Origin of the sequence: Halostagnicola sp. A-GB9-2, from assembly GCF_030068615.1 — an archaeon.
Taxonomy (GTDB): Archaea; Halobacteriota; Halobacteria; order Halobacteriales; family Natrialbaceae; genus Halostagnicola.
Genome location: NZ_JASJOC010000003.1, coordinates 371,070 through 394,312, shown reverse-complemented (window position 1 = coordinate 394,312; position 23,243 = coordinate 371,070). Strand labels below are relative to the sequence as shown.

Sequence of the window (23,243 nt, the reverse complement as noted above, 5' to 3'; positions counted from 1 at the left end):
ACCCCCATAGTTAAGAGATCACGTCAGTGAGATAAACCAACATGATCGAACGGTCTCTGTCTCGCTCTCCAGAGGAAGCCCTGTCGGGACGACAACGCTCGAGACGGCAGTTACTCGCCGGCGGTCTCGGCGTTGCCGTCGCCGTCGGAACCGCAGGCTGTACCGATACCCTCCTGGGAAACGGAGATGACGATACTAAACCAGTAGCCCTCGAGGAGATCGTTCCGGCGGAGACGGAGCTGCTCGCCGAACTGAACGGAGGCGCGCTCGAAGCGGACGAATACGACCGACTGCTCGAGGAACTCGATGATATCGAAGGCGGAGCGATTGGCATTGTGGAAACGCTGGATGGACTCGAGGCCGAGACGGACATCGACACTCGGAGTGCAACTAGAGTGTTGGTATTCGACGACGAGTCCGGAGGCGAATCCGGTGGCGAATCTGAAGCCGAATCTGGTGACGAGTCTGAAGATGGGGCCAGTGGCGGGCCTTCGTTCCTCGATTCCACGACGGTCACCGCGGCCGTGGACGGAGACTGGAACACCGACGACGTGATCGACAGTATCGAAGCTCGGCAGGGCACCGAATACGAGGCCACCGACTTCGACGGGAACCTGTACGAGCCAACCGGCGAATCGGGGTCGGCGACCGCCCCCGCCGTCGGCGTCATCGGGGAGGGGCAATTCGCCCTCGGCAACGAAGCCGCCGTTCGCGACTCCCTCGAGGTTCGATACGGCGACGACGACCCGGTCTCGGGACAGGTCCTCGAGGCCCACGACGAGCAGGACGCTCAGTTTACGGTGGTGACACGAGCGGACGGGACACTCGATCCCGACGAACTGGATGCGTTCGACATTCCGATCCCGGTCAGCTTCGACATCCTCGAGGAAGTGGCCGTGGTCAGCAGGGCGTACGACGTCGTCGACGATGGCATGCGTCTCGAGGCCGGTCTCTACACCGACGCCGAAAGCGACGCCGAGGAACTCGAGGAGGTCCTCAGGGGTGCCATCGCGGCCTTGCGATCGACCAGCGACGACGAACTCGGCAACGCACTCGAGGAGGTCGACCTCGAGCGAGCGGAAACCGTCGTCAGCATACGATACGAGGGCGACGAAGCGGCCGTCATCGACCTGATCGAAGAGGTGTAGCGTGGATCTACTGGCCCTCTTGTCCAAGGAGGCGATCGCGGTCCGACGAAACCTGGGCCTCGTCGTCGTTCTGTTGATACTGATCCCCGGTGCACTCGCCGGCGGGACAGTCGTATTCGAGCAGACGATTCCCCAGGACGTTCCAGTCGGCCTCGTCGCCGAAGGTGACGCCTCGAGCGACGAAGTGGATATCACTCGAGCCGGAATCACCGCGTTTTCGACCCCCGAGACCTACGACAGTTCCGAGGAAGCGACCGAAGCGCTCCAGCGTGAGGAGGTCTACATCGTGGTCCACGTACCGGGTGATCTCATGGAACCGGGTTCGGAGGCGAACTACACCGTCACTTCCGACCGCGCGTTCGTACCGTTCGAGGAACCGGTCAACGAGAGCGCCGGTGTTATCGAATCCGAGTTCGACAGCTCGCTCCCCGCGGACGTGGCTGTCGAAAGCGAGGGCATCGGCGAGGAACGAAGCCTCTCGGAGTTCCTCGTTCCGACCGGCCTCTTTGCATTTGTCGCGCTCTACGGACTGGTCTATCTCCCCTATCAGCTTCACTCCGAGCGGCTGGTCCTCGATCGGTTGCAGACCGAATCGCGACTCGAGACGGTCGTCGCCAGCAAACTGCTGTTCTACGGCCTGTTACTGGTCGTTCCGGTCGGGGTTATCACCGCCGTAACGTCGTGGCTCGGTTACTCCGTCGCGGCGTTTTCGCCGATGGCGCTCGGCGTCGTCGCGCTCACGTTCGTTTTGCTGGCGTCAACCGGACTCGCCGTCCTCTTCTTGCTGAAGCTCCGGAAGACCGCGCTATTCGTCAACCTCGGGCTCACACTCGGCGTCTTCGCGCTCTCGAGTCTCGTCTATCCCGTCGGGTTCTTTTCCTCAACCCAGACGACCATCTCGCGGGCGCTCCCGACACACTACTCGGCGATCACGTTGCGAAGCGCGCTGTTGCGTGACACACCGCCCTCGGTGTACGCCGATTACCTGCTGTGGCTCGCGGGCAGTGCGGGCGTCTCGTTGATCGTACTCCTGCTAACGATCGCGCTGTATCGACGGAGGCGATGACGATGGCAGAACCCGATTCAAGCCAGCAAGCCATGCCAACGACACCCCTCGAACTCACGGACGTGACGAAACGCTACGGCGAAACGACGGCGCTCGATCTCGAGGGGGCCACGCTCGCGTTCCGCCCCGGCGAGTTCCACGGCCTCGTCGGTCCGAACGGCTCCGGCAAGACGACGCTGTTTCGGTTACTCACCGGCCTTTCACGGCCGACGAGCGGAACCCTCGAACGGGGCGAGGCCACCGTTGGATACAGCTTTCAGGAACCCCGGTTCTATCCCTCCCTGACCGCTCGAGAGAACCTCGAGGTGTTTCGCGGGTTCGTCGGCGATCCACCGCCCGACTCGTGGATCGAGACGCTCCTCGAGGAGCTTCGACTCGAACCCGCCGCCCACCGACGGGCTGACGAGCTCTCCGGCGGTTTCCGGAAGAAGCTCGACCTCTCGCTGGCGCTGGTCAAGCGCCCGCAGTTCCTCCTGCTCGACGAGCCGCTGGCCGACGTCGACGACCACTCGAGGCGGCGTATCAGAGCGTTCCTCGAGTCGTACCAGTCGGGAACGATTGAGGGTGGGCGCGGAGACGAGTCGGCGTTGGAGCCGAACTCGGGCGATCGAACCGTCGTCATCTCCACGCACAACGTCGACGCGTTCGAATCGGCGCTGGATCGCGTGACGGTCCTCGTCGACGGAACACTGCGCGCCGACGGCGAACCCGAAGCCGACGTCGTCGAGCAGTATCGGAACGCACTCGAGTGAGTCGGATCAGTAGAGTGAGCCAGATTACTCGACTCAGTCGAGTAACCCGTTAGTCGAGTAACTCGGATAGACGGTCCGAGGTTTGCTCCTCGAGCCACCGATAACACGTGAGATCGTCGTCCTCGACGGTCGCGACGATCCTGTCGCGTTCCTCGAGACACGGGTACTCCGACGAGGGAACGACGATCTGGCCGACGGTCTGGGTGCCGTCCTCGAGCAAGATGACGACGTGTTCGCCGTCGACGACGCGGTCAACGGTCGAGACGTACGATTCGGGCGGGTTCGCCGCCGCCTCGGTCACAGAGGGAATGTCGTCGCAATCGGCTCCGGTTGCCCGTGACTCCGAAGCGTTAGAATCCGATGGAGCGTCGTCGGTTGCACCGGCACTCGAGGCAAGTGCGCCCCCGGCGATAGTGCTCGAGCCGATGGTTTGCAGGACGGTTCGGCGGTCGACGGTCGGTCGTTCTGCCATGGGCTCGTTGGCCGCGGTTTGGTATATAAACGGTCGGACGAAAGAGCGGCGGTCGGTGAGTCAACCGTGCTGGCGGAAGTCGCCGTTGCCGAGAGGTTACAATCGCCGAGTGGAGTTCAGACCGCCTGCCAAAGACGCACGTATTCGGACGTCAAACGCTGGCTGGGCGTTTAAGCGCCCGTCGAACGTAGAAAACACCGATGTCCCGCGCAACGTATCGATGCGCCTGTGGCGCGCTTCTCGAGTACAAACAGGATATCGAATCGGACCGCGGCGCGACGAGTCGAACGTGGCGATGCAAAGACTGTGCGACGCCAGTGCCGGGGATGATCGGCGAAAAACTCAGTCACCAACACCCGTCCTGAGGGGGCGTTCATACTGCCGGCTGTAACTGTGTGAGTATTTTCGAACCCGGGGCGACGAGAATTGTGAACGACGTACAGCCGGCAGTATCAGTCTTCTTCGGACTCGGCCCCGGTCGCCGGATCCGGATCGTCGATGTATCGGTTTCGCCAGGTTCCTCGAGCGAACCAGCCAGCGCCGACGATTGCGCCGAGGACGTTCCCGACGGCCATCCCGATCCAGATTCCTGTCGCGCCCATATCGAGGACGAAGACGAGAACGAAGACGCTCGAGACCCGCCCGACCCAGAGGGTCAGAATGGAGATGACCATCGCGGTCTTCGTGTTTCCGGCTCCCCGGAAGGCACCGAGAACGACCTGCGAGACCCCGATGAACGCGAACTCGACCGAGCGTATCTGCACGTACTCGACGCCCAGTGCGATGGTTTCGGGAGCGTCCTCGACATCTCCGAGGAACACGCTGACGATCGGTTCGGTAAAGGAGACCGCGACCACGGCGACGAGGATCATCACCCCCGCGCCGGTCGTGGCCGCGAGGCGAACGGCACGCGCGGCGCGGTCCGCCCTGTCGGCACCCAGGTTCTGCCCGACGACGGTATCGATCGCTCGTCCGAGACCCATTGCCGGGAGAAAGACCAGCGAGATGAGCCGGTTGCCGAGCCCGTAGGCGGCGACCACGGGCGGCGAGAACGTGACGACCATCGCCGTCAGGGAGATCATCGCCAGTGCGCTCGTCGACTGCTCGACCATGCTCGGAACGCCGAGGCGAACGATATCCTCGATGAACTCGAAGTCGGGTCGAAGGTGATCGATCGAGACGGCGGGGCCGCGCGTCGTCGCGAACAGGATCCAGAGGCCGACGACGGTGGCCGCGCCGCGAGCGCCGATCGTTGCCAACGCGGCACCCTCGATTCCCCAACCGCTGAAGCCGGTCGCGGCGTAGAAAAAGGCCTCAGTACCGGCAAAGTCGAACGCCCCGATGATTGGCGTGGCCTCGAGCCAACCCGTGAGCGGGTTATCGTCGAACCCGAAGATGAACAGCGGGTCGAGGACAACGTTGACGACGACGGAGATGACCATCACGAGCATCGGCGTCCGGGTGTCGCCGTAGCCTCGCATGAGCGCCGAGAAGACGAAGAAGCCGAACATCAGCGGCATACCGAGGAAGATGATTTCCATGTAGTCGGCGGCCAGCGGCACGACCGACGCCGCGGTGTCGGGATCGCTGGGCAAAATCTCGAGCGCCGGTCGGGTGTAGAAGTAGCCGACGACGCCGATCACGACCGAAAGGAGGGAAACGAACGAGACCGTCTGGCCCGCGACCAGCCCAGCTGAACGACTCCCTTTCGCACCGATGTACTGGGCGACGAGGATCGCACCCGCGGTCGTGAACCCGCCGGCGACCGCGATCAGGAGGAAGATGAGCGGGAACGCGAGGCTGATAGCCCCGACCGCCTCCGCAGAGAGTCGACCGAGATAGAGCGTATCGACGACGTTGTAGGTGACCTGCAACAGCTGAATAACGACGATCGGCCAGGCCAGGTGAAACAGCGGCCCGATGAGCGACCCCTCCGTGATCGAACTAGACGGACTGAACGACACGCCCGAGTCGTCTTCGTCCGACTCCGAACTCGAGTCCGTCTCGCCTGAATCTACATCCGAGTCCTCGAGTGAATCATCTGCCGGGCCCGATGGAGGATCGTCCGACGGCGTCGAATCGCCAGTAGAAGCGTCATCGGGCGGAGGAGAGGCGCTATCTTCTCGCCGAGACGGACTATCGTCCGGCTCGCGGGGATCGTCAGACACTGTCCCGACCAAAGAGTGGCGAGGTGATCAATATTTTGAAGGGTCTTCGACGAGCAGAAAAAGAGAGCGGTTACTCCCGCCGCGGGACCTCGTGGCGGCCGAATCCGTACCGTAGTCGGCTCGCGAGCCGGCGCGAAAATCGACCGTCGTCAGCTCGGGAGCCGAACCGTTCGGAGAGCGCGGTGTAGATCAGCGGAACGGGCACTTCCTGCTCGAGTCCTTCCTGAACCGTCCACGTTCCCGTCGAGCCGCCCTCGACGCGGTCCGCCACGTCGCCCAGATCCGCTCCCTCCTCGCGGAACGCTTCCTCGCAGAGCTCGAGGAGCCACGAACGGATCACCGCGCCGTTGTTCCAGACCCGAGAGACTTCCTCGAGATCGAGGTCGTACCGGCCCTCGTGGAGGAGTTCGAATCCTTCTCCATAGGCCTGCATCAGTGCGTATTCGACGCCGTTGTGGACCATCTTGACGTAGTGGCCCGAGCCCGCTTGACCCATGTGCCCGTGGCCGTCGGGACCGGTCGCGACCGCGTCGAAGATCGGCTCGAGTTCCGCGTAGGCCTCGGTCGGGCCGCCGATCATTAGCGAGAAACCCAGTTCCGCACCCGCAGGGCCGCCGGAGGTGCCACAGTCGAGGTACGCGGCGGGACAGGATTCGGCGCGTCGAACCGAATCCTGAAACTTCGAGTTCCCGCCGTCGACGACGATATCGTCGCCGTCGAGGTTCGGCTCGAGTTCCTCGAGCGTTACGTCGACAGCTTCGCCCGCGGGAACCATCAGCCAGATTCGTTTCGTCTCGCCGAGTTGCTCGAGAAAGTCTGCGATCGAGTCGGCGGGCTCGGCACCCACATTGGCGGCCGCCGCGACCGCTTCCTCGTCGAGGTCGAAGGCCACGACATCGTGTCCGGCCTCAAGCACGCGGTCAACGACGATCTGTCCCATCCGTCCGAGTCCGATTACGCCCAGTTGCATACCAGTGGCTGGGCGGGCGGGTGAGGTAGTGGTTGTGATTCGCCGATGGCTCTCGAACGTGAGATTCTGGATACGGAAATCGGCCGGGAGAACTACCTTCGTCGGTAAATCGGGTTCAGCGAGCTACTGAATCGGTTCCTCGAGACGGGCCCAGCCGATCGCGTCGAGCACGACGATACGGCCCTTGTAGCGGACGTAGACGCCGTTGTATCCGCCGCGTCGTCCCTCGTGGTAGGGAAGCGACCCCCGGATCGCGTCGACGATCGACCAGGCGCCATCGCGTTCTAACGTGACGTGCTCCCATTCTTCGCGGGCATCGTTTCGAATCGCTCGGCGGATAGCCTTTCTCGCGCCCGGAATTTCGTGGAGCGATCGACTCGAGGCGTCGATAACGGTCGCATCGACGGGGACGTCCTCGACGACGCGCGCGCCGAGGTCGGCCTTCGAGCGCGCGCCGGTGGTTCTCGTCCGACCCGACCGAAATACGTAGCCTGCGACCGCAGCTGAGCCGACGACGAGTGCGGACAGTGCCACGTCTTTCCCCCTGATCATCATGAACCTACGTTATAGCAATCAACTAAGTATCTTTCGTCAAAATATCTCCGTTTGATACGTCTTCGGTCCGGAAAGCAGACATACGTCAGACAATAGTTAGCTCCCCGACCAATTTCGTGCTTATACGAGACCGACGAGGCCGCCGGAAAGCGCTCCGGCGACGACCAGAAGCGCCACGCCGACGACCGCCGCCCCGCGGAACAGCGGAAGCGCGTCTCGAGCGGGTTCTCGGAGTTTCTTCCCGTTGAGTCCCGCTTCGAATCGCTTGGTTGCGACTTCGACGAGCGCGGTCAGTACGAGCCAGAGCGCGACCATCAGCAGTACTAGCCGGCCGTTGAAGCTCGAAAAGAGGCTCTCGGAGGTGTAGGAAGTTCCCGCGAGGTGGCCACCCGACGCTAAAAGCACGAGCGAGCTCACGCGGGAGATCGTCGTCAGCTTGCCGGAAATCGTTTCCAGCGGCGACGTGGAGTTGAACGCGCCGTCTCGAGCCAGCGGAACGACGACGAACGCGACGAAAAAGACGCTTCCGGCCCAGAGTGCGGCGAAGATGAGATGGACCGTCGTCGCGACGAGATAATCGACCATACGAGAACGGTTAGACAGTGACCCTATCAGCGTTCCGACTCGCGTCTAGCCGTCGCAAGTAGATCACGGCTCACACGAGTTTCGAGAACGAGTTGATTTGATGGGCATCGGTTCTGTAGGAAGCAGTCTGTACCCTAACAGAGCTATAGTCACACACAGTGTACTGCCGACATGACACGAACTCCATCGTTCGAGGTACACACGAAAGACGACGCCGACGCCGGAACCGTGCTCCTCGGTGGTATCGCCGACATCGGTGCTGCGGGACTCACGGGAATCGATTACCTCGTCGATCACCTCGAGACCACGCAGATCGGGTGGGTCAGCACGCGCAACCTTCCCGTCGTCGCCCCGGTCTCGGACGGAGAACCGCGCCATCCGATCCGACTGTACTCCGTCAACGACACGGGGATCACGATCCTTCTCAGCGAACTATTCGTCCCCGTTCCGGTCGCGGCCCCGTTCGTCGACGCAGTCCTCGAGTGGACGAATGCCAACGGAATCGGCGAAATAACGCTAGTGCAAGGAACACCGTTTCCACACAGTGAGGATGAACACCTGGTCTTTCACGTCGGCACCGAAGCATATCGCCGGACACACTTCACAAACGAGAGCACTGCCGATATCGAGGCGCTTCCGGGCGGTGTCCTCGACGGAGTCCACGCCCAGATTCTCGTTCGCAGTCTCGAGGAAACTGACCCGTCGGTCGGCGTACTCACCACACCCTCGCATCCACCGGGACCCGACATCGACGCTGCGCTCAGACTTTTAGACGCATTGGCGCGGCTGTACGAAATCGACGTCGACGAGCAGGAACTACAGGCACGCTCCGAAGAGATGCACCGCTACTACGAAGAACTCGCCGCTCGATTGAACGTCCTTCAACAGAACGAACAGTCAGTCGAAAACCGAGATTTCCCGGAAAATCGGATGTACATGTAAAACCCATGTAAGCTTCTCGAGACGGAATCAAACGATCCGTCAGTCACCGAACAAAAAAGCGTCGTGTCGAGTACCTCGTGGTCGACAGTCGCTTCGGTCGTCCTCGTTAGGGCTCTTTGCTCACCTTCGATGGGTCCCCGTCGGGCCGGTCGGATGGCGTCGGATCAGATGTCGTTGGATCGGATTCACCGTCCGTGTACTCCCGAAGACGCGACTGCCGGCTGGGAGGTCGATTGCCAGAGAGCACGTACGGAAGGAGGACGTGTGCGGCGTTGATCACGAGGATAAGCAGGATTGGGAGCAAAAAGAGACCGTAGAAGCCGAACACGACCGGTCCGACGATGTAGGAAACCAGCAACATCCCGGTGTGGGTCTGGTCGCCGCTGATATGCGCCCTGATGAAGAAATCGGGGATAAAGTCGACGAGAACGGCGCTGACGACGAGCAACACGCCGACGGGAACCAAAAGCGAGAGACCACCAGTGAGCCACGCGGTAACCGCCAGTAAGGCGGTTACCGGGAGGTAGACGAGTTTGATGCCGACGACCGGAATGAGACTGCCGATTCCGGCCAGCGCACCGATCAGTGCCGGAAACGGAACCTGAACGGCGGCGGGCGCGAACAGATTGTACGTGTAAAACGTCGCGATGCCGACAATAGCCGTGACGAACACGTTGACGATATTTCCAAAGAGTGTCATCGACAGTTCGGGATCTACGGCCCGAACGTACTCGTCCATCACCCCGGACTCGTCGAATGTTTCGAGGAGCCACGAGACGAACCGCGGTCCGTCGACGAGCATGTAGTAGGTCAGGACAACGAGGATCAGCAACTGAACGAACATACTGCTGAGTAGATTGATCGTTCCGAGGAGGGTCACCCCGAGGACGCCGAGCGATGCCTGTGAGACCGCTCCGGAGAGAAGATTCTGGAATTCCTCGAAATCGGCGATGCCGGCTTCATCAAGGATCTGATCGATCATCTGTCCCTGAACGTCGTAAGCTTCGAGAAGCGTCTGCGTTTCCAGCGCGATGATCGCGATGGTGTACGCGACCAGGATGATGAAGGGCACCCCGAAGAGCACCAGCGCGAGTCCCGCTCTGACTCGCCGCGGGAGCCCGAACCGCTCGAGAAACCTGTGGATAGGCCGAACCGCGTAGTACAGAAAGACCGCAAAGACGAGCACTGCGATGAACCGAACGGCGACGTACGCGACGAGCGCGAAGAGCGCGAGGACTACCAACCCGACGACGAACCGGCGGGCAAAGGTGCGGTCGTACTCCATCTACCCATTGATAGACAGGTGAACTATTTCACTCTCCCGACCGCTCCTCGAGTTGGACAGTCGATAGAACGTGATTCGAAACGAAAGAGAACAGCTACCGATTCGCTCACGACCGTGTGCGAACACGCTCGAGATCCAGTCGACCGTAATGCCAGAGCGTTCCCGTGAGCCCCGACTCGGCGATCCTTCGGCCGGAACTCTCGACGAGCACCTGCGAGCAGTAGCCCGTGGGATAGGAGCGAGCGAGTCGACGACTGAACGCCGTATCCTCGTTGGCTACGTCGGGGAACCCGCCAACGTCGTGGAAGGCCCGTCGGTGGACGAAACAGTTGAATCCGGGAAGAATTGGATACTCGAGTCTGGGAAAGACGTGGTTGATCGTCGCTTCCATCAGCTTCGCCCGTAGGGGACCCGTGATTCGACAGGCGGAACTCGCCCCGGCCAGCCCGTTCGCCTCGACGACTCCGAGCATCGCCGTGAGGTAGTTCGCCCGGACTCTCGTGTCGGCGTCGATAAACGCCAGCCACTCGCCGTCGGCGTGTTCAGCGCCCAGCGTCCGCGCGGCACCGATTCCGGCTCCGCCGTCGGAAACAACCGTTGTGTCGTAGTCGCGTGCGATGTCGACCGTTCCATCGGTCGAGCCGCCGTCGACGACGATCACCTCGTACTCGTAGGCGGTATCCAACGCGGCGATACTCGAGAGGGTGCCTCGAAGGTAGTCGGCCTCGTTTCGCGCCGGGATAACGAAACTGGCGACCGGAGCTCCCAACCCGTTTGGGGAATCCGAACCGACAGTCGACTCGCTCGCAGTCATTCGGTCGACAGTTTAGCGGCACGCGTTGTAACTATGACGACCTGACTAGTGCCTTATGACGAGTTGAACTAGTGGCTCGCTCGAGGTGGCGACACTGCGATCGAAGAAACGGAACGGCCGGTCGCTCGAAACGACCGTGTGCATTGTTTTCACGCCACTTCGCGGCCAGAATTGGTTTATCATGAACTTTTATGGTGGTCGACTCTGTAGGGGTGAGTACAGATGTCGGTCGTACACGTAGCACGGTGAAAACGCCGCCCCCAGACGATTCTCGAGCCAACGTATCGATTCCCGCAGGGTTTCACCGACTGAAGCCGCGGACACCATCCATCACCCGACCGACATGAGCACACAAAATCTACACTCCCAGACGACGCGAACGCCGAACCGAACGCCAACCACACCTGATTATCAGCCGACTCGAGATCGACGGAATCCATCCCAGCGCGTTCAACAGACGTTTTCGACACAGCAGACGAACCGACTCGAGAACCTGATCGACGAGTGTAACTCCGCGTTCGTCACCGGCAATTCGAAGCCATCGTCCGACTGAATCTCCGGAATCCTGTCGTCGTCTGTGACCCGAACGGACGACCGACCTCGCTGGCTGGCGATCCGAACTGACTTTTCGACGGAGGCTGTAGGCTCGAGTGGCCGATGACGATGCCTCCGCTCCGAGCCGGTCTCGGCAACCGGTTGTGACGAGCCCTATGAGTGCCGAGGCCATCGATTTACATGTACCAACCAGACAGTGATCTCTCGAGAGAAAGAAGCTCACTCAGAAGTAAAGGGATGCTCTTTCCCGTGGCACGATACACAAAGCGATTCCAGATTATCGATCGAGTCCGCTTCCTCTGGTTCTTCAAACTCGGCTACATCGTCGATGTGATGGACGTTTAATCCAACACCGAACTGCTCTTGATGTGTCCCCTCATCCATTCCGCAGCGCTGGCATTGATAGCCATCTCTTTCGAGAGCTTTTTTCCGTAATTGCTGCCATCTCGAGCTCGCATAGTGTCGATTCTTTGGATCTCGTGTTGATGGTATCGAGGGGTCCTGACCGTTGATGTGAGCTTTTTTTAGGGCAGCAGACCAGCTTCCGAACCGATATTGGTACGCCTGTAGGCTGAAATCTCCATATTGATCCATCATTCGGGATGATGGTTTTCCGGTCAGTTCGTATAGCCTCCAGATACCATTGATGAGTTCCCATTCACTGTACTGATTTGAGCCATCTGCCTCATGATTGTACTCCTCTGGATCAATCGAAGATACACCAGCAAGTACGGCAGCACCCATCAAAGAGCCAAATTCATCAACATAATCCTCTTCATCGTAGTGCTCTAATTTGTCAAGCTCTGCTCGGTATGGTAAATACCCGAGATTGTTGTAGAGGTTTTGATACTGGTTTAACATCCATTGTCGCTTCGGAATATCGGTTGGTATAGAGTCTGACTCTTCGGAGATCTCACCGGTTCTAGAGCTATTAGAGTCTATTTGGTTAGATCCATCCATTGTCCCTTGTACAATCCTTTTTCTGGCCTCAATTCTTGAGAGGCCATGTTGGTCAGATAAGTGAGTTACAAGTCCATCCGATCCTGAGAACTGGTCTGAACATTCAGGACACCCGATCATTATGTAATTCCTTATTTCGCATCTATGTTAACTCTCCGCCTAGTTCCTCCCAAAATACAGTATAGGAGTTCTGTGACACCAATAAATCACAATACGGCTTTCAATACCAAATGTAACCATGTTTTATACTTCACCCGATATTTGATTTCATATGGGAGACGGAAGACGTCTCACGACAGACCGTTATTTTGGGGACCTTGATACTCGTCTCAGCAACCTAGAAGTCGCTCTCGAGTACATTGGGGACAATTACCCATCTGAAAAGGAGCTAACAGAGTGGATTTTGGAGACAACAAACGCTCAGAACCAAACCGGTGTAGAGCGTCGATTGCGTTTTCTCGAGACGATCGATCTCTTGGAAAGGGTTTCTGAACACTATTCGCTAACCACACGGGCTGAAGAGTTCCTCCAAACAAGTGATACGCGAGTCATTTTCGAAGGGCTTCAAGAGAACGTCAAGGGGTTCAAACAGCTTCTCAATGCCCTCCTCGAGCAGCCACTTTCTGAAGAAGAATTTCGGGAAGTCCTCGCTCGGAACGAAGAATTTGAAGGGGGTACAGGGGTTGCTGGCCGCCACCGTGAGTGGTTACAGATGCTCGGCTTCGTAACAGAGGCTGAAGACGATCGCTATCAGCTAACCGAGCAGGGCTATGAATTAGCCGCTGAAATCGTCGGTGATGAAGATGATTCCGCCCTTAAAGAGTCAAATAACCCTCAAACCAACCTCACCTCTTCTGCCAGTAGTTGGCGTGATGTTATTCGAGGGGAAATTGTTCGATACTGTGATGAAAACGAGACAACGAAATTCGACCTGAAACATTTTTTAGAGTTTTCTAACGAAAGCCTCACGAATAAATTCCCTGAAAACGATACTAGAGAGGCATCTACTCGACGAACACTCCAAGAACTACGGGACAATAGTGAAATAGAGTTCCTTGGTGACGGTCGTTACCGAAGAAAAGCACTGAATTTCAGCAATAGACCGATCGATTTGCCAGTTCCTCATTCCACACTTAATGAGAAGATTCGATACGCGCTAACTCACTACGAGGAAGCAAAATCTGAGAGCAATTGGGATCATCCCGTTGTGTCCCTGATCAATTCCGAACTACCAGAGGAACTCCGACCCCGATTAGACCATAAAAATACAGACTCTTACGGGATTCAGCCTGAGCATTTGAATATCCAAGGGTCGACCGGGAAAGGTCGAATGGCGAATATCCCCTGGATTGGTGTTTTTGACACTCGAATTGCTAATAACCCACAAGATGGACTGTATGTTGTATATCTATTCGACACGGTTGAGGATCGGCTTTTCCTGACACTCAATCAGGGGATGACCGAACTCAAGGAGAACTATGGTCTTGAGCGTACGAAGGAAATTCTCTCAAGACGGGCAAAGATACTTAGAACGCAAATTGACCTCAAACGTTTTGAAATGGAGGCGATCGACCTCCCAAGCCGACTATTGACAGGGAGAAGCAAGTACTACGGCGACTCAACAATTTGTTATCGTTCCTATGATGCTAGCCAATTCCCCGGTGAAAACGACCTTATTACCGACCTCAGTGAGCTCGTAGCAGCCTATCAAAATATTGTGGACACCGGATTCTACGATTTAATGCTGTCTGCCTTCGATGACGAGAACATTGTCCAACGAGACCCTGATTCAGCCCATGCCGGGGACGATTCTGACGAATTCGAAGCTAATAGAGAGGATAGAGAGAAGATTAGCTCTAATCCAACAGTTTGGATCGAGAAAACGCAGACGCAAAATCGCCCCTATAAACAGGAGGGTGAATTTAGGTTGGGGAAAGCACTCATGTCGCCCAGTCGGGATCAGGGTGGTAGGAAGCGGTATGAGACGATGCGTGAAGCAGAGGTTGGAGATATTGTCATCCACCTCCTACAGGATCAGCACCAATTTGCCAGCGTCTCGGTAATCGACTCAGAGCTGCACGAGGATTTTGAGGGGCCGCCAGATGATCGCTGGACTGAGGAACAACAAGAGCAGGGGGGATACCTACGATGGCTCAGAGAGTACGAAGGCATCGAGCCCCAGATACATGTCTATGATGACCTTCTCGAAAAACCGGAGTACCAGGAGCGACTACGCCAGAGTCGTGAAGACAGCGAGAAGATCTTCTACGATAAGCGGCTATCGCTCAATCAAGGACACTACTTCACTCAGTGTCCCGACAAACTCGTAGAAATCCTGGCTGAGGAGTCTCCATATCTTGCTGAACTACTGGAGGAACGTGGGTACGAATTCGAATCATCGATCGGGCTACCACCTGCAGACACCTACGATGGTATTGAGGAAGCCACGGAAGACATTCAGGCCCGGCTCGAGCAAACTGATGAGGTCGACACGTGGCCCACGATAGACGTAGCGAGGTCGATTATTCGAGATTGGACCAGAGCTCTTGACCGGGCCGATCTCATAGAGGGGGATGTCTCCTCTACGGATCGAGTAAAATTCGATCAGATCGTCCAGCTTTACGAAGAGAACGCTGATCGACTCGAGGAGATCGCTGATTCAGTCGAGTCGGGGACAATCGAGAATTCGGATCTCACAGCCGGACAGATTGTATTCGTCGCATCACTCCGAGGACTACAGGAAGAGAGTGGTGTCACTCCGAATCTCGACCATGGGAAGTTCAGACAGCTACTGAGAGGAGTCCACAATGGGCGAGGTGGCGATGAACTGGTAACACCCGATGAGCGACCAAGAGATGCTGAGACGATCGAACGACAGCTCCAAAACACGGGCCAACTCGTGTTTTACGGCCCGCCAGGAACCGGGAAGACGTATACTGCTCAGCGTTTCGCCCGTTGGTGGCTTAACCAACAACCGGGATACACACCCTCATCGAATCAGCTCGAGACTGTTACGTTCCACCCTTCGTTCTCGTACGAAGACTTCCTCGAGGGATTGACCGCCGAAGCTGAGGACGGGGCAGTCGAATACAATATCAAAGACGGCGTATTCAAGCGGATCTGCACTCGGGCGGAGCGAGCATATCACCACGCCCAACAAAACGAGGACGTCGATGAGCCGCCTCGCTTCGTACTGATAATCGACGAGATCAACCGCGGGAACCTCGCTCAGATCTTCGGAGAAACGATTACGCTACTCGAGAGCGATAAACGGCTCGGAGAAGAAGACGAAGTCGAAATTACGTTAGCGCACTCCGGAGAGTCGTTTTCCGTTCCACCGAACCTCTACGTTATCGGAACGATGAACACGGCAGACCGATCGATCGCGCTCGTAGATGCGGCTCTCCGACGCCGATTCCGATTCGTTTCGTTCCCGCCGAACTACACAGCTCTCATCGACTATTATGATGACTTCGAGGACCTCGAGGATGTACGCGAAACAGCTCGAACTGAACCGGATCTTCACCGAAGCTTAGTCGCCCTCTCGATTTTGGCCCTTCGCGAACTCAATGACCAGATCGTAGATACGCCAGACCTCGGAAAAGGGAAGCAGATCGGCCATTCGTACCTAATGGGTCTCGAGGACGTCCCAGATGTTCTGGATGCCTGGAAGTACGAGATCCTTCCGCTACTCGAGGAGTACTACTTCGGGCAGTTCGATCGGATTCGAGAGGAACTCTTCAGGGGCAGCGGTGATCGCCTGTTCCACTGGGATATGGAAGAGATCGCAGATTTCACAGCTGACGATCTCCGTCGAACTCTCGCAAATCTCGAGGGGATCTCACTCGCAGAGCCTGAAACAGAAACGGAAGAAGACACACAGAACACGCTCAATCTACTCCTAGACAAAAAAGTAGTAGATCCCGGTGATCAGCTCGTTTTCGACGAATCGAAGGTACCGGCTGAGGCGGATCAGCCATACGATTCATCCGAACGCTTCTGGCGGTGTGAGATTACGGGTAAGACCGGTCAAAGCGATGGTGTCAGATGGCTCTATAATGATGAGGAGTATTCGTTCTCGGGCCTTGCTCAAACGATTCTCGAGCAGGTCTCAGAGCACACTGGACCCGTAAATGGGCCCGATTATTGGTGCCATCCCGACTTCGGTGATAAGCGATTAGCAGACCTACGAACCGAGATCCAAACAGGGGAACTTGCATTCGAGGAACAGACTACGGACTAATGAGTCAGTCTATACCATCTCCGCTGTTCGATTCCGACCGCTCGAACAGTGTCGATCTGACTCTGAACGAGTACGAGTCAACCGATCCGTTGGACCTCAGCGAACTGGATCTTCGGATGATCAAGTCGGAGGTGAACGAGGGAGCGGAACGACTAGACCTGACCTTCGATCGGAATGGAATGGCGACCCTTCGAGCGACACAGTATGTCGGGATCATCTCACTCCCAGACGGGCCAACACTCCAGATCCGACCGAAAGCTGGACAGACCAACCTCCTCACTCTCCTCCGATATGCTCAGGGCGTACAGTCTGAGACGATCGAAGAGGAAACATCAATCTCCGCCGGCAGAACGTTTATCGAGGCGCTCGCAGCGCTGTTTGAAGCCGAACTCGAGGCAGTAATTCGTCAGGGACTCCATCGCGACTATCGGCGAGTAGAGGAAGTCGAGAACAATCTGCGGGGCCGGCTGAACGTACAAAAACAGATCCAGCGCCAGGGAATTACACCTACTCAGTTTGAATGCACCTATGACGAACTCACCTACGACACAATTCCTAACAAAGCCGCCCTCTTCGCAGCAACACATCTTACTCGGTTTGTTCGAGATCAAACCCTCGAGCGGGCACTCGAGAAGCATTGCCATCGATTACGTCAACGAGTATCCCTCGAGCCAGTACGACCGGCAGAATTAGATCAGGTTGAGCTAACACGGCTCAACGATCACTACTCGGACTTGATACGGCTGACAAAGCTCGTTCTGAGAAGTATCTACGTCCGTGAGTTCACTACCGGTACTCAGCGTTCCTTCGCTCTTCTTATCGACATGAATCAGATTTTTGAACGAACAGTTGAACGGGCAGTCACTGAAGTATTTGACGACTATGGATCCTGTACCGTTAAATCTCAAACAACAACTCGAAATCTTGTCACTGATGGAAAGCATACGATTTCGATCCGACCGGATATCCTGGTGCGAAACGAAGAGCGAAATCCGATACTCGTTGGAGATGCAAAATGGAAGCTTGGACGCCCAGCTAATGCGGATTTCTATCAAATGACCTCATACCAATTCGCTCACGATGTACCGGGAGTTCTGATTTACCCAGAGCAGCGAGAAGAGATAGCTAGTCAGTATACCGTCGTTGATCAGCATCCTCTTAGCCTGATTGAACTGCCGACTCCGAAGCCGACGGAGAAATTCCACAGCTATACTCGGAGACTTCGTAGTGAGCTAGAAGAGAAGTTGTTCTCTCTATTAGGCCATGGCCTCATCGGCACTGTCTAGTTTAGCACCTCGTCAGCTGGCGTCTTTCCATCGAGCGATTGATGCGGTCTCTGATGGTTGTAGTAATGCACAAACTTGCTCAATCCATTTGCGGGCACTCCGCCGACTGCCCACCCACGAGTTATGGAAACAGTCAACTCGCATTTTGAAGGTGTGAAACCACTTTTCGATCAGGTTTCGATCGGTATAGTCAACCCGGCCGTTCAATCCTAATCGAGCAAGTGCAGTCCGGTACCCAAATTGATCGACGAGAAACACTGCTTCGGAGAAATCGTGTTTCTCGCGGAGTCCATGCAGGAACGCAGCCGCCGGATCAGTGCCGTGGCGTCCGAACAACTGGGCGTCGAGAATTAACTTTGTATCGAGGTCTATTGCAGCGTACAACCAAGACCATTTGACGTTGATTTTGACAGCGGTCTCGTCAACCGCGACCCGCGAGGGCTTCGCCCTCGGCGGGTCGGGAACGCTGTCAGCCAGCCGATGTACCCAATTCCAAACCGCTCCATGAGAGCGTTCAACGCCTAATTCAGCGAGAATCGTTGTTGTCTCCCGAAGCGAACAACCGGTGGCGTGGAGCCGGACGGCGAACGCCCTGGCGGGCGTCGCCGTCCGCTCGTTCTCCCAAGCTTCTTCTAAATCCGCGTCGTAGCTCTTGCTAAGCAGGTCTGCGAGCTTCATTCCAAATTAACTCAACGGCCTGCTCACTTCTCAAACTGACTCAACTAGACAGTGCCTTCTCACTCTATTGGATCGAAGAGACATCAGGTAGCCGTTCAGTCAGCCTGTGGTTTCGATCTCGATCAGTTCAGTAGTATTCTGATTGGTCCCCGCGGAAGACATGATATACCGATTTAGACGGTTCTGGTGTAAGTATTATTCAGCTAAGTTTATAATAGAATGTACATCGTCAGTGCTCGTCCGCGTATATGGCCTCGGAGATCCCCATATGATAAATAGAGAAGAACGTCTTCTTACCAAAATATTTAATATCTTAAATAGAATTCTCTAAGGGGTATAGATGGGATGGGCTAATGACAAATATCCCTCAAATTGGAATTCTATCCGAAAACGAGTTCTCAAACGGGACGGATATCAGTGTACAGACTGTGGCACGAGTAACAGACAGCTACACGTCCACCACATCAAACCAATTTCTAAAGGCGGATCACATCATCTAAGGAATTTGCGAACGGTGTGTCATCCATGTCATGAAAAAATACATGGACATCCAATACCAACTACGGGATCATCCCGCTCTTCAAGCAGGTCTGGTGTTTCGTGGACTGCTCTCGGATTGCAAAATCTCGAGAATTATATTGATGAAGATAACATCGAGAATGATGGGGACGAATTCTTTAAGCGGGAAAATTGTGAGTCTCCTGGGGACTGGATAGGTCGGATAATTGGTGGGATTGCGGGTGGATTAGTTCTCTTTTCACCAATGATATGGATGATCCATCAAGAAGGTTTATCCGGCATCTTTCCTGGGATAATGGGACAAGCAATCCTGTTGATGATTCTTGGGATTCCAATGTTTATTTTGTCAATGATTGCAGGGGGGATCGTATGGATTGCCGCTTGGATGATCACAGATGGAATATTCTTGGTCTGGAAAAGAATTCATAGGAAAAGTTATGAATCAACCTTTGGAGAGGAAGTTGAGGTGGCTTTGGACCGGAAACAGCCGAGAGCTGACGAAAAAGGTTCGACCGATCGAACTAGAGGAGTGAAAGTCAACCGCTCGGCCGAGAAGGAATCAGTCGATCGAACTAAGCGAGCGAAAATCGATCACTCAGCTGAAAAAGAGAAAGAAACGTTTCAGGGAAAGGAATCGACAGAGTTGGGTGCTGATGTTGACGATCTTGTAAAACGATTATAACTAAAGCAGATCACTGTTCGTGAAGCAGGTAGATTGATCTCTGAACTGGAATAGCAAGTACTACTCGACTTGATTGAGGCGTATTGTTTCCGTTCTTCTGCATCAAGGCTCTATCGCTTCTGGACGTGATCGATCAAATCATCTAACGAGTTCATTACAATGCTCCCGCCCAAGTTAGATATACTAAGCCAGCAACTGGGAGGGAAGAGTAAGCCCATGCCAACGTATAGTACCAACTAAGAAGTGACTCCTCCGTAGCGTACGTGAAAAATGCGAGGAGTGCGACGACAATTCCGATATTCGCATACCAGACGAGCAATTTTCGACTGCGAGATAGTCAAAGAGATGGACGTTTACTGCTGCGACATTTGCCCAGATTGCAGGTCTGCTGATGTACCTTTTTTCTACTAACAGCCCAAGCGCGATGAGGGCAATCACTTCCAGGTTTTCGATCACTACTGCCGGAAGGACTTCGATCCACATTATAGGGAGGATATGATAACAGTATTAAAAATTGTTCACCATCCAAAGTGAAAGTGAAGATGAGAACGTAAGCAATACTCGAAGTCAGTACTCTACACTAACCGGGATTTCACCATCATTTCGATGCCATCGAGCTTCTTGGATTAGATCGTAGATATACTGGCTGAGACTGCAGCCCTGTTCTTCAGCCTCTTTCATCCATTCGCCCTTGTGCTGACGATGGCAATACACCTCGAGACTGGTCGTGTCTTCGGCTGAATTTCTGACCTCGTCACTTGCTCGCCGTGGTGCCGGTGGGACTTCGGACATACGAAAACACCATATAGATAGGCGCTATATCAGATAATAATGATACCGACAAGTGGATTACTGCTATCGGTTCTTTTTAGATAATATCGTGTACTGGTAAGTCGTTCCTGTTCGAGTGCCGAGGCCATCGATTTACCCGTACTGAACTCTGCGTCCACAATACGATACCGTCCGGTAATGCCAGTAAATAGTCTCAGAAATTCGATGAATATGGCATTTGATCGATCGAGTCCTGTGTGAGAAAGACAGAAGCAGCGCCCAGTTAGTGTGCTCTGTACTAGGTTTATCTCTCCTGGCGTAGTGGGATTTGTATCTCAGATAGTGGAAATTTTTCGCGGGAGTACAAGATCATCAGACCGGAGCGAGGCGTCGCGCTGAAAGAGGCCGGGGATCCGGAAATGACGTTGAACGAATTTGGAACGCACGGGTGGAAGCTTACCGAAACAATCGACTACGTCGGCGGTGGGACGAAGTATCTGGTATTCAAGCGTCGACGGGGTGTGACGAGTGAGTGATCGCTCGAGAGAGACAGCTGATACGATGCGTGATCGGGCCAACGAAAGTTCGCTGAAAATATGGCTTCTGTTGGTCGCAAACCGACTACTCGTCACGATGTTCCTCGCGGGCATCGTCTTCGCCGTGTTCGTACTGATCGGCTCGATTAACCCGGCCGTCGCCGTGCTTCTCGGGGAGCGCAGCGTTATCGAAAGCATCTTCGGAACGATGATCAGCGCGTTGATCTTGGGGGTGACGCTCGTCGTCGCAATCAATCAGCTGATCATCTCGCAGGAAAACGGACCGCTCGGGGACCAACACGAACGAATGAGTAACGCGATGACCGTCCGGGGATTCGTCTCGGAACTCACTGGGAAACCGTTGCCGGCAGAACCGGCCGAATTTTCTCGCGATATCATCATCGCGACCGAATCGAGGGCGGAGACGGTTCGTCGAACGATCGACGCGACCAACGAGCCGGAGCTCGAGTCGGCGGTCGAAGACTTTCTCGACAGTGTACTCGAGAACACCGAACACGTGAAACAAAAACTAGACGGCGCAGAGTTCGGAACGTTCGAAGTGGTGTCTGCGCTCCTGGATTACAACTATTCCTGGAAGATCGTCCAGACCGAACATCTCAAGCACGAATACGCCGATGTATTGAACGACGACCAGCTCACGGCATTGGACGAGTTGAAACAGGCGTTCGTTATATTCGGGCCCGTGCGCGAACATATTAAGACGCTGTACTTCCAGTGGCAGTTAATCAACCTGTCACGGCTCATCCTCTACACTGCAGTCCCCGGAATCGTCATATCCACGGTAACGCTGGCGTTCGTCGATTCGACGACGGTTACCGGACAGACGATGATGGTCGAAAATCTCGTCTGGGTCATCGGAGCCGCTTTTACACTTTCGCTCGTCCCGTTCCTGCTGTTGACCGTATACATCCTCCGGATCGCCACGGTCGCGAAGCGAACGCTGGCGATCGATCCGCTCATCCTCCGAAACGTCTAGGACGGGACACCAGTCGTTCCTGTTCGAGTGCCGAGGCCATTGATTTAGAACACAACTGACGACGCACCAGCAGTCGTGGTTGGGGCCAAACATCGCGGATATCATCACCGCAGTGTTTGAGCGGGCAGCGCAATCGCGAGCCCTAGACAGTTACTCCGGCAGTTCGTACGTTCGCGTATGGAAATCGGGATCATCGGCGCGGGTGCGGCAAGCGCGGCCGCGGCGTATGCCATCCAGCAGGACGCACCGAACGCGCAGTGTACGGTACTCGAGAAGTCAGGTGGCGTCTGCGGGCGGGCGGCGACGCGACGCACGGACGGTCGGTACTACGACTACGGGGCGAACTACCTGAAAGACGACGACGAGCGTGTGCTCTCGCTCGTAACTGAGCACCTCGAGACCGACGGGCTCGTGTCCGTTTCGGGGCCGATACACGTCTTCGACGAGGACGGCACGGTCAGCGAAGGGCGCTCAGAGACCGAACGGAAGTTGACCTATCGGACGGGTATCACACAGCTCGCGAAGCGACTGTTCGGAGCGACGGACGCGACGGTACACCGGAACACACGAATCACGGCGATACGCCGTGACGGCGAGCACTGGAACCTAACCGACGGCGACGGCGACCGGTGGGGACCGTACGATCGGCTCCTTTGCAATCCGCCGGCACCGCAGACTGCGAACCTCCTCCGCGAGGCCGACTGGGAGAGCGAGCGTCGCGACGCGCTCCTCGAGGCCGCTCGAGCGGTCGAGTACCGAACCGTCCTGACCGCCGTCCTCGGCTACGAGTTCGAACTCGAGGTCCCCTACTACGCGCTCGTCAATACCGACAAGCACCACGAGGTCGGCTGGATCGCGCGAGAGGAGTGCAAACCCGGTCACGTTCCCGACGGCGAGTCGGTCCTGATCGTTCAGGCGAACGATTCGTGGTCGGTCGAACGGGACGACGACGATCCGACCGAGACCGTCGCGGAACTGGCTCGACTGACTGCCAACGTCGTCGGCGACGACCGCCTCAAGGAGCCGGCGTGGACGGATTACCACGGATGGCGCTACGCACAACCGGAACGCGGTGTCGACCGGAGCGCGGTCGAATCGGCCGAACGCGAGGGACTGTACTGTCTCGGTGACTGGGTCGCTGGCGAGGGACGGCTCCACGCCGCGCTCCGTAACGGACTCGAAACCGGCGAACGGGTCGCTGGCTCAGTTTCGAACGGTAACTGAACGACACCCGCTACGAGACGGACCACCCGAGCGGC

Annotated in this window: 20 protein-coding genes and 1 pseudogene; 12 read left to right on the top strand and 9 right to left on the bottom strand. The window is 56.3% G+C overall.

Annotated features, from left to right (window positions below; translation table 11 throughout):
- Nucleotides 1-41: 41 nt before the first annotated feature.
- From QNM96_RS10485 to QNM96_RS10475, 3 genes are read left to right on the top strand one after another with little or no spacing between them, the layout of a single operon-like run.
- Nucleotides 42-1,148, top strand: coding sequence for a hypothetical protein (locus QNM96_RS10485; RefSeq protein ID WP_283836176.1), 1,107 nt, complete (start codon nucleotides 42-44; stop codon nucleotides 1,146-1,148).
- A 1-nt stretch (nucleotide 1,149) separates the two neighbouring features.
- Nucleotides 1,150-2,214: an ABC transporter permease gene (locus QNM96_RS10480; RefSeq protein WP_283836174.1), complete on the top strand. Its 1,065-nt coding sequence runs from the start codon at nucleotides 1,150-1,152 to the stop codon at nucleotides 2,212-2,214.
- A 2-nt stretch (nucleotides 2,215-2,216) separates the two neighbouring features.
- Complete coding sequence (locus tag QNM96_RS10475; RefSeq protein ID WP_283836173.1) at nucleotides 2,217-2,966, top strand: ABC transporter ATP-binding protein; 750 nt, start codon at nucleotides 2,217-2,219, stop codon at nucleotides 2,964-2,966.
- Nucleotides 2,967-3,015: 49 nt separating this feature from the next.
- Here QNM96_RS10475 and QNM96_RS10470 read toward each other — a convergent pair whose 3' ends face one another.
- Nucleotides 3,016-3,438 (bottom strand): hypothetical protein, encoded by a 423-nt coding sequence (locus QNM96_RS10470; protein ID WP_283836172.1) that lies wholly within the window; start codon nucleotides 3,436-3,438, stop codon nucleotides 3,016-3,018.
- A 200-nt stretch (nucleotides 3,439-3,638) separates the two neighbouring features.
- Between QNM96_RS10470 and QNM96_RS10465 the strand changes: the two genes are divergently transcribed.
- Nucleotides 3,639-3,803, top strand: coding sequence for a hypothetical protein (locus QNM96_RS10465; RefSeq protein WP_283836171.1), 165 nt, complete (start codon nucleotides 3,639-3,641; stop codon nucleotides 3,801-3,803).
- An 87-nt stretch (nucleotides 3,804-3,890) separates the two neighbouring features.
- Here QNM96_RS10465 and QNM96_RS10460 read toward each other — a convergent pair whose 3' ends face one another.
- The 4 genes from QNM96_RS10460 to QNM96_RS10445 all read right to left on the bottom strand — a co-directional run bounded on the left by QNM96_RS10460 (nucleotide 3,891) and on the right by QNM96_RS10445 (nucleotide 7,716).
- Nucleotides 3,891-5,606 carry an MATE family efflux transporter gene (locus tag QNM96_RS10460; RefSeq protein ID WP_345782530.1) on the bottom strand — a complete coding sequence of 572 codons (1,716 nt, stop codon included), beginning with the start codon at nucleotides 5,604-5,606 and terminating at the stop codon, nucleotides 3,891-3,893.
- Between the two features lie 70 nt (nucleotides 5,607-5,676).
- Complete coding sequence (gene gnd, locus QNM96_RS10455; RefSeq protein WP_283836170.1) at nucleotides 5,677-6,576, bottom strand: phosphogluconate dehydrogenase (NAD(+)-dependent, decarboxylating); 900 nt, start codon at nucleotides 6,574-6,576, stop codon at nucleotides 5,677-5,679.
- 123 nt (nucleotides 6,577-6,699) lie between these two features.
- A complete protein-coding gene (locus QNM96_RS10450) occupies nucleotides 6,700-7,131 on the bottom strand; it encodes a hypothetical protein (RefSeq protein ID WP_283836169.1) in 432 nt (143 codons plus the stop codon).
- Between the two features lie 120 nt (nucleotides 7,132-7,251).
- Nucleotides 7,252-7,716 carry a copper resistance protein CopD gene (locus QNM96_RS10445; protein ID WP_283836167.1) on the bottom strand — a complete coding sequence of 155 codons (465 nt, stop codon included), beginning with the start codon at nucleotides 7,714-7,716 and terminating at the stop codon, nucleotides 7,252-7,254.
- 171 nt (nucleotides 7,717-7,887) lie between these two features.
- On the opposite strand from QNM96_RS10445, the gene QNM96_RS10440 reads away from it, so the two are divergent.
- Nucleotides 7,888-8,658, top strand: a complete 771-nt coding sequence (locus QNM96_RS10440; RefSeq protein ID WP_283836166.1) for a PAC2 family protein — start codon at nucleotides 7,888-7,890, stop codon at nucleotides 8,656-8,658.
- A gap of 106 nt (nucleotides 8,659-8,764) precedes the next feature.
- Here QNM96_RS10440 and QNM96_RS10435 read toward each other — a convergent pair whose 3' ends face one another.
- Both QNM96_RS10435 and QNM96_RS10430 read right to left on the bottom strand, forming a co-directional pair.
- Entirely contained in the window at nucleotides 8,765-9,943 is a 1,179-nt protein-coding gene (locus QNM96_RS10435) for an AI-2E family transporter (protein ID WP_283836164.1), read from the bottom strand.
- A gap of 106 nt (nucleotides 9,944-10,049) precedes the next feature.
- Complete coding sequence (locus QNM96_RS10430) at nucleotides 10,050-10,757, bottom strand: glycosyltransferase (protein WP_283836163.1); 708 nt, start codon at nucleotides 10,755-10,757, stop codon at nucleotides 10,050-10,052.
- A 343-nt stretch (nucleotides 10,758-11,100) separates the two neighbouring features.
- Between QNM96_RS10430 and QNM96_RS10425 the strand changes: the two genes are divergently transcribed.
- Nucleotides 11,101-11,310, top strand: a complete 210-nt coding sequence (locus QNM96_RS10425) for a hypothetical protein (RefSeq protein ID WP_283836162.1) — start codon at nucleotides 11,101-11,103, stop codon at nucleotides 11,308-11,310.
- 221 nt (nucleotides 11,311-11,531) lie between these two features.
- Here the strand turns inward: QNM96_RS10425 and QNM96_RS10420 are convergent, their stop codons facing one another.
- Nucleotides 11,532-12,272, bottom strand: coding sequence for an HNH endonuclease (locus tag QNM96_RS10420; protein ID WP_283836161.1), 741 nt, complete (start codon nucleotides 12,270-12,272; stop codon nucleotides 11,532-11,534).
- Between the two features lie 271 nt (nucleotides 12,273-12,543).
- Between QNM96_RS10420 and QNM96_RS10415 the strand changes: the two genes are divergently transcribed.
- Both QNM96_RS10415 and QNM96_RS10410 read left to right on the top strand, forming a co-directional pair.
- The gene (locus QNM96_RS10415) at nucleotides 12,544-16,515 is read left to right on the top strand and encodes a DUF3578 domain-containing protein (protein ID WP_283836160.1); all 3,972 of its coding nucleotides are present in this window, start codon (nucleotides 12,544-12,546) and stop codon (nucleotides 16,513-16,515) included.
- A complete protein-coding gene (locus QNM96_RS10410; protein ID WP_283836159.1) occupies nucleotides 16,515-17,801 on the top strand; it encodes a hypothetical protein in 1,287 nt (428 codons plus the stop codon). The genes QNM96_RS10415 and QNM96_RS10410 overlap by 1 nt, the downstream gene beginning before the upstream one ends.
- Here QNM96_RS10410 and QNM96_RS10405 read toward each other — a convergent pair.
- Nucleotides 17,798-18,479, bottom strand: a pseudogene (locus QNM96_RS10405) (IS6 family transposase). The gene QNM96_RS10410 and the pseudogene QNM96_RS10405 sit on opposite strands and share 4 nt — an antisense overlap.
- A 616-nt stretch (nucleotides 18,480-19,095) precedes the next feature.
- On the opposite strand from QNM96_RS10405, the gene QNM96_RS10400 reads away from it, so the two are divergent.
- The 4 genes from QNM96_RS10400 to QNM96_RS10385 all read left to right on the top strand — a co-directional run bounded on the left by QNM96_RS10400 (nucleotide 19,096) and on the right by QNM96_RS10385 (nucleotide 23,208).
- Nucleotides 19,096-19,680, top strand: coding sequence for a hypothetical protein (locus tag QNM96_RS10400; protein ID WP_283836158.1), 585 nt, complete (start codon nucleotides 19,096-19,098; stop codon nucleotides 19,678-19,680).
- A gap of 1,103 nt (nucleotides 19,681-20,783) precedes the next feature.
- Complete coding sequence (locus tag QNM96_RS10395) at nucleotides 20,784-20,987, top strand: hypothetical protein (RefSeq protein WP_283836378.1); 204 nt, start codon at nucleotides 20,784-20,786, stop codon at nucleotides 20,985-20,987.
- A 25-nt stretch (nucleotides 20,988-21,012) separates the two neighbouring features.
- Nucleotides 21,013-21,984: a hypothetical protein gene (locus QNM96_RS10390; protein WP_283836157.1), complete on the top strand. Its 972-nt coding sequence runs from the start codon at nucleotides 21,013-21,015 to the stop codon at nucleotides 21,982-21,984.
- 177 nt (nucleotides 21,985-22,161) lie between these two features.
- The gene (locus QNM96_RS10385) at nucleotides 22,162-23,208 is read left to right on the top strand and encodes an FAD-dependent oxidoreductase (protein WP_283836156.1); all 1,047 of its coding nucleotides are present in this window, start codon (nucleotides 22,162-22,164) and stop codon (nucleotides 23,206-23,208) included.
- Nucleotides 23,209-23,243 lie beyond the last annotated feature (35 nt).